Below are 10,666 nucleotides of genomic sequence, written 5' to 3' on the forward strand. Positions count from 1 at the left end.
TCAATTAAGTACTACAATTGGCAATGATGTGAATAAGCGTAGATAAACCTTTTTACCTACGCGCATAGTATATACCAAAGCTGCTTCAAAATGCGAGTCTAGCTACTAGATTTAAGCTGGGCTAATGAGTGGGTAAATACAACGATGCTTGATAAGCTATGAAATAGGAGTTTTACAATATAATTCAATAGGTTTATATATTTGTTTTATTTTCAAACACAAATTTTAGGCACAAAAAAAGGAGCTAAAAAGCTCCTTTTTCTATAATCTAGTTCTTAGCGACGTAGGCCAAGTTCTTTGATTAACGCAGTATAACTAGTGATGTCTTTACCTTTAAGGTAATCAAGTAGTTTACGGCGAGTGCTTACTTTACGAAGCAGACCACGACGTGAGTGGAAGTCATGCTTATGATCAGCAAAGTGACCTTGAAGCTTGTTGATGTCAAAAGTAAGTAATGCTACTTGTACTTCTGATGAACCTGTATCGCCTTCTGCACGTGCAAATTTAGCAATGATATCGATTTTTTCTTGATTGCTTAGTGACATAGTAACTCCAAAAATTAAATTTAAAAGGTGTCTTAGCCGATCACTAATTCAGCCAAAACGATTAAGCGGGCGTATTCTACCAACTGTAGGAATAACTACAAGCTAATTATCCCCAACTACAACTAATAAGCCACCGTTAGGCACATTAGTTGCTTATTCAGGCTTCACGTAATCGTCTTGCTGACTAGCAAGACCACGTTTAACCTTTAAATGACCGTTTGAGTTGCGCTCACCAGTACCAATAAATATATTATCCGCAACAACTTTAATTGCACCATCAGGTAAAGCGATTGATAATTCTACAGCTTGCCCGTGACTAAAAATTCCCCCTTGTTCTTTTGTAATTTCAACAACGGGTAAATCAGTTAAAGCAGTATCAATTGGTAGCAATAGCGAGTCTAAATAAGTTGAAGGCGCAAGCTCTTCTTCTTTCGCTTTAGCAAGCAACGCTTCAATCTCATCAAGCGAGACCATTTTATCTGCCGGATACTGACCAACAGCGGTTCTGTGGAGCATAATAACGTGTGCGCCACAGCCTAGGTTTTCGCCTAAATCATCAACGATTGTACGAATGTAGGTCCCTTTAGATACATGGGCCGTCATTTGTAATACGTTGCTTTGTTCATCAAATTCGTCAAACGATAAGCTAAACACGTTTATTTTTCTGCATTTACGAGGAACTTCAATACCTTCGCGCGCGTACTTATATAACGGTCTACCTTGGTACTTAAGAGCTGAGTACATTGACGGATATTGTTCAGACTCACCAACAAAAGCAGCTATTTCTTTTGTTAGCTGTTCACGCGTAACGTTCACATCTTTAGTGCTAACAATTTCGCCATCAGAATCTGATGTTGTTGTACGCTCACCCAGTTGTGCACGAACGATATAGGTTTTATCTGTATCGAGTAAAAACTGCGTAAACTTAGTCGCTTCACCAAAACAAATTGGCAGCATACCTGTGGCAAGTGGATCTAAAGCACCTGTGTGCCCAGCTTTTTGCGCAAAATAAACACTTTTTGCTTGCTGTAATGCTTTATTTGATGAAATGCCTTCAGGTTTGTTTAACAACAAAATACCGTCAACTGCACGGCCTTTACTGCGCTTTGCCATCTGTATCAGTGCCTTCTTCGCTATCTGTATCGTCTACGTGATCAGTACCTTCTTCGCTATCTGAAACATCAGCAGCATCAACACTTTCTACGTCTTCATCTACATGCTTTGCGTTATCTTCGCGGATAATAGAATCCACTAAGTTAGAAATACGCATACCTTCCATTAATGAGTTATCAACTACAAACTTTAACTCAGGCATTATACGTGCACGGATACGCTTACCAAGTAACGAGCGAATATAGCCCGTTGCTTCATTAAGTACTTTTGCGCTTTGCTTTGCTGCGTCTTCATCTTGTGTGTTAAACACAGTAATGAAAATTTTGGCATAAGATAAATCGCGCGATACTTCTACCGCTGACACTGTCACCATACCTAAGCGTGGATCTTTAATTTCGCGTTGTAAAATTACAGCAATCTCTTTTTGGATTTGCTGTGCAACACGATCAGTGCGAGAAAATTCTCTCATTATACTTGTCCTAAAATAATAACTTATTGAAATTAAATAATAAGTTAACTAAATAATGGATATGCAAATGGGGGCTAAGCCCCCATTTAAAATCTTAGCGTAGGGTGTGTAGAACGTCCGGCGTTAACCTGAGCGTTCAATACTCCCTAGTAACAATTATAGAGTACGTTGTACTTCAACTGTTTCAAATACTTCGATTTGGTCACCAACACGTACGTCATTGTAGTTCTTAACGCCGATACCACATTCCATGCCGTTACGAACATCAGCAACATCGTCTTTAAAGCGACGAAGTGACTCAAGTTCACCTTCATAGATAACAACGTTTTCACGTAGTACACGGATTGGAGCGCTACGTTTAATAACACCTTCAGTAACCATACAACCAGCGATTGCGCCAATTTTTGGAGACTTGAATACGTCACGAACTTGAGCAAGACCAATGATTTCTTGTTTAAACTCTGGCGCTAGCATACCTGACATTGCTTGTTTAACTTCGTCAATCAAGCTGTAGATTACGCTGTAGTAACGTAGGTCTAAGTTTTCAGTCTCGATAACTTTACGAGCTGAAGCATCAGCACGAACGTTAAAGCCAACTACAATTGCGTTAGACGCTGCAGCGAGTGTTGCATCAGTTTCGGTAATACCACCAACACCTGAACCAACAATCTTCACTTTCACTTCATCAGTAGAAAGTTTAGTTAGTGAATCAGAGATGGCTTCGATAGAACCTTGAACGTCTGCTTTAAGTACCACGTTAACTTCAGAAACATCGCCTTCAGTCATGTTAGTAAACATGTTTTCAAGCTTAGCTTTTTGCTGACGTGCTAGTTTAACATCGCGGAACTTACCTTGACGGTATAAAGCAACTTCACGCGCTTTACGCTCATCTTTAACTACAGTCGCTTCGTCGCCTGCAGCTGGAATACCAGAAAGACCTAAAATCTCAACTGGAATAGATGGACCAGCTGACTTAATGTCTTTACCGTTTTCATCGCGCATTGCACGAACACGGCCATACTCAAGACCACATAATACAATGTCACCTTGGTTAAGCGTACCAGATTGAACAAGTACTGATGCTACTGGACCACGGCCTTTATCAAGACGAGATTCAATAACAACACCAGCCGCCATACCTTCAGTAGGTGCAGAAAGCTCTAAAAGTTCAGATTGGTTCAATACTGCTTCAAGAAGGTCGTCAATACCTAAGCCAGTTTTAGCTGAGATATGAACGTACTGCGTATCGCCGCCCCATTCTTCTGGAATAACGTCTAGTACAGCAAGTTCGTTTTTAACACGATCTGGATCTGCGCCTTCTTTATCCATTTTGTTTACTGCGATGATTAAAGGAACGCCAGCTGCACGAGCATGCTGTACCGCTTCTTTAGTTTGTGGCATAACGCCATCATCTGCTGCAACTACTAGGATTACGATATCAGTCGCTTTAGCACCACGAGCACGCATTGAAGTAAATGCAGCATGTCCTGGTGTATCTAAGAAGGTGATCATGTGACCGTTTACATCAACATGGTATGCACCAATATGCTGTGTAATACCACCGGCTTCGCCAGAAGCAACCTTCGCAGAACGAATGTAATCAAGAGTTGATGTTTTACCATGGTCAACGTGACCCATTACAGTTACTACTGGAGCACGTGGCTCTGACTTACCATCTTCGTGGCGGTCATTAAGTACTGTTTGCTCTAATTCGTTTTCTTTAACAATGATAACCTTGTGACCCATTTCTTCTGCAACTAATTGTGCAGCTTCTTGGTCAATCACTTGGTTAATAGTAACCATGTCACCCATTTTCATCATTGTTTTAACAACTTCAGCGCCTTTAACGGCCATGCGTGATGCAAGCTCAGCTACTGTAATTGTTTCGCTAATACGCACTTCGTTTTTAACATCAACAGTTGGTTTTTGGAAACCATGTTGTAATGATGCAGGTGCTTTTAACTTAGACTTGTTACGGCCTCTTGACGCTGCAAATTTATCTTTTGCTGGCGCTTTTTTCTTTTTCTTAGCACGGCGTGTACCTTGCTCATCACGAGCATCGGCAACATCTTCTGCTTCACGTGCATAAGTAGAAGTCGTAAGATGGTGATCCGCTGTTTCTTCGCGTTTCTTACGTTCTTCTTCTTCTTTCTTCCAGCGTGCCGAGTTTTCTTCAGCTAGCTTTCTTGCTTCTTCTGCTTGACGTTTCGCTTCTTCTTCAGCTTTCTTCAATGCGGCCTCTTCTGCTTCTTTTTGCAGACGCTCAGCTTCTATGCGATCTTTCTCAGACTTAGCACTTTGCTCTGGGGTCATCTGCTTTTGTTTCGCTTTACGCTCTGCATCAGCTTTGCGTTTAGCTTCTTCTTTGGCTTTACGGTCGGCTTCTTCTTTCGCTTTGCGTTCTGCCTCTTGTTTCGCTTTTAATTCTGCGGCTTCTTGGTCAGCTTTTTGCTGCTCTTCAAGACGCACTTTTTCTTCAGCAGCTAAGCGAGCTTGCTCTTGTTCTTGTTCCATTGCGCTTTTCTTCACGTAAGTACGTGTTTTGCGAACTTCAACTTGAACATCTTTTGCTTTACCAGTAGAGCCCGTAACACTTAAAGTGCTTTTGCTCTTACGTTGTAAAGTCATACGCGCTGGGCCATCTGAACCTGTACCGCCATGATGCTTGCTTAAATGATCAAGTAACGTTGCTTTTTCAGCTTCTGTTACGTTATCAGTTGCTTGCTTGGTGATACCTGCTTGTGAAAACTGCTGTAGCAATTTATCAACAGTCGTACCTATATCGCCGGCTAGTTTTTCAACATTTACTTCTGCCATAGTGTGTAATACCTCCGTTAATAAATTACTCGTCTGCAAACCAACAAATGTTTCGTGCAGCCATAATCAGTTCACCCGCTTTTTCAGATGAAAGTTCTGTGATATCAACTAATTCGTCAATACCTTGCTCTGCCAAGTCTTCAAGTGTAACAACACCCTTGCTTGCCATAACAAATGCTAAGTGACGCTCTAAACCTTCAAGCGCAAGTAAGTCTTCAGCTGGCTCTGCGCCATCTAAGCTTTCTTCCGTTTTAAGTGCTTTAGTTGTCAATGCATCTTTTGCGCGTGAGCGCAGTAAATCTACAGTCTCTTCATCAAGACCATCAATTTCTAAAAATTCAGACGCTGGTACATACGCCACTTCTTCAAGTGTCGAGAAACCTTCGTTGATAAGTAATGATGCAAACTCATCATCAATTTCTAAATTTTCAGTGAATAAGTTAAGTAACTTATCAGATTCAGCTTCATTTTTAGTACGCATGTCTTCAACAGTCATTACGTTTAGTTCCCAGCCAGTTAACTGACTTGCTAAACGAACGTTTTGACCATTACGACCAATTGCTTGCGCTAGGTTATCTGCTTCTACAGCGATATCCATTGAGTGAGTGTCTTCATCCATTACGATTGAAGCAACTTCTGCTGGCGCCATTGCATTGATAACAAATTGTGCCGGGTTGTCATCGTAAAGTACGATATCAACACGCTCACCGCCAAGTTCTGACGATACAGCCTGAACTCGTGCGCCACGCATACCAACACATGCACCAATTGGGTCAATGCGTTTGTCGTTAGATTTAACAGCAATTTTAGCGCGTGAACCTGGATCACGTGCTGCTGCACGTAATTCAATCATCTCTTCGCCAATTTCTGGCACCTCAATGCGGAATAATTCCATTAGCATTTCAGGTTTAGAGCGCGTTACAAATAATTGTGCACCGCGTGCTTCAGGCTTAACTTCATATAAAAGACCACGGATACGGTCACCCGGGCGGAAGTTTTCACGTGGTAACATGTCATCACGATAAATTACCGCTTCTGCGTTGTTACCTAAATCAAGTACGATTGCATCGCGAGTTGCTTTTTTAACAACACCCGTTACCAGCTCGCCTTCTTGATCTTTGTATGCTTCAACAACTAAAGCGCGCTCAGCTTCACGTACTTTTTGTACGATAACTTGCTTAGCCATTTGTGTTGTAATACGGTCAAATTTGATTGAGTCGATTTGCTCTTCAACATAATCACCCATTTGCAAATCAGGTTCTTCAACCTGTGCTGCTTCTAGAGTGATTTCGCTGTATGGGTTCTCTAAAGAACCATCTTCTAATACAGCGGCAATCTGCCAACGACGGAACGTATCGTAATCACCGGTTTTACGGTCAATTGCTACGCGTACTTCAATTTCGCCATCGTGTTTTTTCTTTGTAGCTGTCGCTAAAGCGAACTCTAGAGCTTCAAAAATCTTTTCTTTTGGAACCGCTTTCTCATTGGAAACGGCTTCAGCAACCAATAATATCTCTTTTGCCATGGGTAATGCCTCGCTTGCCCTATTCCTTCGCACTCGAATTTAAAACTTCGCGATTAAATTCGCACGTTCGATGTTACTAAGCATGATCAGATGCTCTGCACCATCGCTAGATAGTGTGATCATATCGCTGCTAACTGCTACTAAGTCGCCTTTAAAATTACGACGACCATCCTGTGGAAGTTTAGTACGCACGCGTACTTCCTCTCCTTGCGCCTGCTCGTAGTGATCTTGTTTGAATAATAGACGATCAACACCAGGAGACGATACTTCCAAATCATATTCATTTGTAATTGGGTCTTCGACGTCTAAAATCGCACTAATTTGGCGACTTGCATCCGCACAGTTATCAACTGAGATCCCATCCTCATGAGCAATATATACTCTTAAGGTAGAATGGCGACCCGCTTGCACAAATTCAAGACCATGCAATTCAAAGCCTAACATTTCTACCGCAGGCGTTAACATGGTTACTAAATCTTGTTCAAGTTTTGTCACGAAAATCCTCCATACAAACAAAAAAAGGGCTTATAGCCCTAAAATACTGAGTTTAAGTTTTAATTTGATGACAATTGCCACAAATCGCAAGGTGCAGATACAACAACGCCCCGAACCAAGCGGGGCGTCACACCAATAAAGCATAAAACTGTGTGGCCTAGGGCCAAGCTTGGTTGCGAGTCAGTAAACTGACCTAATTAAACTACATAGTCTAAAACGCAAAACGCGCATTACTTAGAATGCGCGATATAAATTAGTAAGGTAATACCTACTAGTAGAATTGGTTGCGGGAGCCGGATTTGAACCGACGACCTTCGGGTTATGAGCCCGACGAGCTACCAGACTGCTCCATCCCGCGCCAATAGATATCAAACTTTAAATTTAATATCGCTGTTAGCTGTTTTACAACATGCTAAACAATGGCCGCTATTATAAGGATGTACGGGATGATTAGCAACTATAATACGCAATTAGTTTGTAAAATTTCCAATTCGTCAAGATGCTAATTTAATGTATATATAAGTAACATAAGTAATCAATCAATTTTATAAAATGCTGTCTCTAAATTATTAAATATTACAGCTTATTATTTTTGAGTGAAAATCAAACAAACTAAATTTGAGCTACCTTAGTACCTTCTAGATGCTTACAATTTACTAGAAAATAAATTGATATAACTAAAACCCATACTTTAACACTAAAAAAACGTGCAGAATTTTATCTGCCCGCTATAATCAATTTTATGCCACTTAATAATAATAGTTATTACTCACTGCAGCGAGATAAAAATGAACCAACAACAATCAGCATTGTTAAATAACTTAACAATTATTAAGCCAAATTTTCATGCATTCACGGCTCGATTTCACAGTAAATTGGCTGAATCTAGCATTGAAATGAATTACCCAACAGCCTTACAATTTAACGAAAAGAGTTTTACCCTTTTTTGTGTGTTAGAGCGAATTGTTAAACATTTAGATAAGCCAGCATCGGTAGCTCCTTTTTTAGCACATCATTTAATGTACCTAAAAAAAAGCAGTGTTTCGCAAAGTGACATTGCACTATTATCTGATGCGTTTTACGAAACCCTTAAAGAGCACCTTGGTAAACACTTTACTCCTGAGAGCCAGCTCGCTTGGAAAAAAGCCCTTAAATATTTTGAAAACTTTGCCAGCAATATTCTATTTAATGTATCTAATGTGGTTTCGTTACAACAAAAAATGCAGCAAAAGCAAAGTAATAAAATTTAAATATAAAATTTTAGGGGTGGCAATTTAACTTACTTAACCTCCCCATTAATTAAACTCATTTGCACACCATGATCCAACACGCCTTTATTGCCTTGATAATCGGTTAAGCCTTTTTGCTCTATTCACTCGTAGTTAAATAGTAAAACGATCCTTTAATTAAATACGTCCGTATAAAAAAATTTGGCTTTACTATGACCCATCACAAAACACTCAGACTAATACTAGGCGATCAGCTAAACCCATCTCATTCATGGTACAAGCAAAAAGACGACGACACGCTTTACCTCATCGCAGAACTAAAACAAGAAACTGACTACGTTAAACATCACATTCAAAAACTGTGTGCTTTTTTTAATGCTATGGAAAACTTTGCAACTGCATTAAACACGGCAGGTTTTAATGTTTTGTATTTAACACTTGATGATACCGATGACGACAAGGACTTGATTGAATTACTCAAGCGAGTTGCCGATAAATACCAATGCGACTCTATTGAATATCAATACCCTGACGAGTTTAGGCTAAAATCTCAATTAGCTAAGTTTAAAAGTGATAGCTCATTAAATGTAATTGCTACAGATACTGAACACTTTTTATTACCGTTCACCGATATAAAAACACGCTTTACAAAAAACAAGCATGTAACAATGGAGCACTTTTATCGTGCTATGCGTAAGCAATTTAATATATTAATTGATGATGCAAAGCCAACTGGTGGCAAATGGAATTTTGATAGTAATAATCGTAATAAATTTTCCAAAAAAGACTTAGCCGACATCCCAGAGCCTAAGTTATTCAATACTGATGTTAGCAGCATTATTTCTCGTTTAAATAAACACAACGTCGCTTATTTGGGTGAAATAAATGAACATTCACTGGAGTGGCCAACAACGCGTAAACAAGCGATTGAATCTCTTGAATACTTTTGTGAGCACTTACTTAGTCGCTTTGGTCACTTTCAAGATGCGATGACAGATCAAAGTAAAAACAATACCAGCCTGTACCATAGCCGTTTATCGTTTGCCCTAAACGCAAAAATACTCCACCCGTTATATGTAATCAAACGTGTAATAAGCGAATACGAACAAAGACCCAATGAAATATCCCTCTCGCAAGTAGAGGGCTTTACTAGGCAAATATTAGGCTGGAGAGAGTATGTACGTGCCATTTATTGGATTAACATGCCCGACTACGCAGTTAAAAATCAATTGCAAGCCAAAAATAAACTGCCATCTTATTTTTGGAACAGCTCTACAAAAATGAATTGTCTAAGCCACTCACTCAAACAAAGCCTTGAAACCGCTTATGCCCATCATATTCAGCGCCTAATGGTTATTGGGAACTTTTGCATGCTTACAGGTATTAACCCTGATGACGTAGACAACTGGTACTTAGGCGTTTATATAGATGCCATAGAATGGGTAGAAATGCCCAACACTCGAGGCATGAGCCAGTTTGCCGATGATGGAATAATTGCAACAAAACCCTATGCTGCAAGCGGTAACTACATTAATAAAATGAGCGATTACTGCAAAAGCTGTCAGTACGATGTTAAACAAAAAGTAGGAGATAAGGCCTGCCCGCTAAATAGCTTGTATTGGCATTTCATGAATAGACACAGAGACAGGCTAGAGAAGAATCCACGTATTGGTATGGTATATAAAAACTGGGATAAACAAGATAAAACACTTCAAGAACAAACGCTGCAACAAGCAACCTACTACCTTAATAATTTAGAAGCGCTTTAAGTAAAAAAACCGCCTCAAATGAGGCGGCTAAATAATCAGGGGAATATGTACTTTAGAAGACTATTTACCTTCTATTAGATTGCTATTACCAATTTCTATTTTACGTGGTTTAAGTGCTTCAGGAATTTCACGCTGTAACTCTATGCTCAATAAGCCGTTAGCTAAATCGGCACCAAGTACTTTTACATGGTCTCCAAGCTGAAACTTACGTTCAAAGTTACGCTCTGCTATACCTTGATGAATAAACTTACGTTCATTATTTTCATCTTTATTAGCTTTAATACCTGCAACTTTTAATGTGTTGTTTTCTGACTCAATGGTCAATTCACTATCACTAAAACCGGCAACGGCCATAGTGATTCTGTATTTGTCTTTATCGAGTGCTTCTATATTGTAAGGAGGAAAACTCGGCTGCTTGTCTGTATTAGCTGCCGCATCCATAAGTGATGCTAAATGTTCGAAGCCGATAAATGAACGATAAAGTGGTGATAAGTCTACTGTACGCATAATAATATCCTCATATTTAAGCGATATTTTGCATGTGCTTTTCTATTGAACAAGCTCAAGCAAAGTTTAACTAATAATATAAATTTCAATTGTTTAAGTTTAATTTAGGACCCATCAGGCGTCCTACTTAACTATATATGGACGGTAAAATTGTTTTCAAGTAAATTTATTAAAAATAAATAAAAAAGGCACTGAAG

9 protein-coding genes and 1 tRNA gene are annotated in these 10,666 nt (G+C 39.5%); 2 read left to right on the forward strand and 8 right to left on the reverse strand.

What is annotated here, in order from left to right; translation table 11 throughout:
- Positions 1–275 precede the first annotated feature (275 nt).
- From rpsO to CXF76_RS14315, 7 genes are all read right to left on the reverse strand, one after another.
- Positions 276–545, reverse strand: a complete 270-nt coding sequence (rpsO, locus tag CXF76_RS14285; protein ID WP_007585509.1) for a 30S ribosomal protein S15 — start codon at positions 543–545, stop codon at positions 276–278.
- Between the two features lie 153 nt (positions 546–698).
- Entirely contained in the window at positions 699–1,658 is a 960-nt protein-coding gene (truB, locus tag CXF76_RS14290; RefSeq protein ID WP_007585508.1) for a tRNA pseudouridine(55) synthase TruB, read from the reverse strand.
- On the reverse strand, positions 1,642–2,127 hold the full coding sequence (rbfA, locus tag CXF76_RS14295) for a 30S ribosome-binding factor RbfA (protein ID WP_007585506.1): 486 nt from the start codon (positions 2,125–2,127) through the stop codon (positions 1,642–1,644). Before rbfA ends, truB begins: the two co-directional genes overlap by 17 nt.
- Positions 2,128–2,283: 156 nt before the next feature.
- Positions 2,284–4,944, reverse strand: a complete 2,661-nt coding sequence (infB, locus tag CXF76_RS14300; RefSeq protein ID WP_007585504.1) for a translation initiation factor IF-2 — start codon at positions 4,942–4,944, stop codon at positions 2,284–2,286.
- 25 nt (positions 4,945–4,969) lie between these two features.
- Entirely contained in the window at positions 4,970–6,469 is a 1,500-nt protein-coding gene (gene nusA, locus CXF76_RS14305) for a transcription termination factor NusA (protein WP_007585502.1), read from the reverse strand.
- 39 nt (positions 6,470–6,508) lie between these two features.
- Positions 6,509–6,964 (reverse strand): ribosome maturation factor RimP, encoded by a 456-nt coding sequence (gene rimP / locus CXF76_RS14310; RefSeq protein WP_002958482.1) that lies wholly within the window; start codon positions 6,962–6,964, stop codon positions 6,509–6,511.
- Positions 6,965–7,245: 281 nt separating this feature from the next.
- Positions 7,246–7,322 (reverse strand) — tRNA-Met (locus CXF76_RS14315).
- A gap of 430 nt (positions 7,323–7,752) precedes the next feature.
- On the opposite strand from CXF76_RS14315, the gene CXF76_RS14320 reads away from it, so the two are divergent.
- Together CXF76_RS14320 and CXF76_RS14325 are read left to right on the forward strand one after the other, a co-directional pair.
- Positions 7,753–8,214: a globin domain-containing protein gene (locus CXF76_RS14320; RefSeq protein WP_007585499.1), complete on the forward strand. Its 462-nt coding sequence runs from the start codon at positions 7,753–7,755 to the stop codon at positions 8,212–8,214.
- A 191-nt stretch (positions 8,215–8,405) separates the two neighbouring features.
- The gene (locus CXF76_RS14325; RefSeq protein WP_101164005.1) at positions 8,406–9,962 is read left to right on the forward strand and encodes a cryptochrome/photolyase family protein; all 1,557 of its coding nucleotides are present in this window, start codon (positions 8,406–8,408) and stop codon (positions 9,960–9,962) included.
- Positions 9,963–10,022: 60 nt separating this feature from the next.
- Here CXF76_RS14325 and CXF76_RS14330 read toward each other — a convergent pair whose 3' ends face one another.
- Positions 10,023–10,469 carry an Hsp20 family protein gene (locus tag CXF76_RS14330; RefSeq protein WP_007585496.1) on the reverse strand — a complete coding sequence of 149 codons (447 nt, stop codon included), beginning with the start codon at positions 10,467–10,469 and terminating at the stop codon, positions 10,023–10,025.
- Between the last annotated feature and the right edge of the window lie 197 nt (positions 10,470–10,666).

Source organism: Pseudoalteromonas sp. 78C3, from assembly GCF_002836695.1.
GTDB lineage: Bacteria > Pseudomonadota > Gammaproteobacteria > Enterobacterales > Alteromonadaceae > Pseudoalteromonas > Pseudoalteromonas arctica.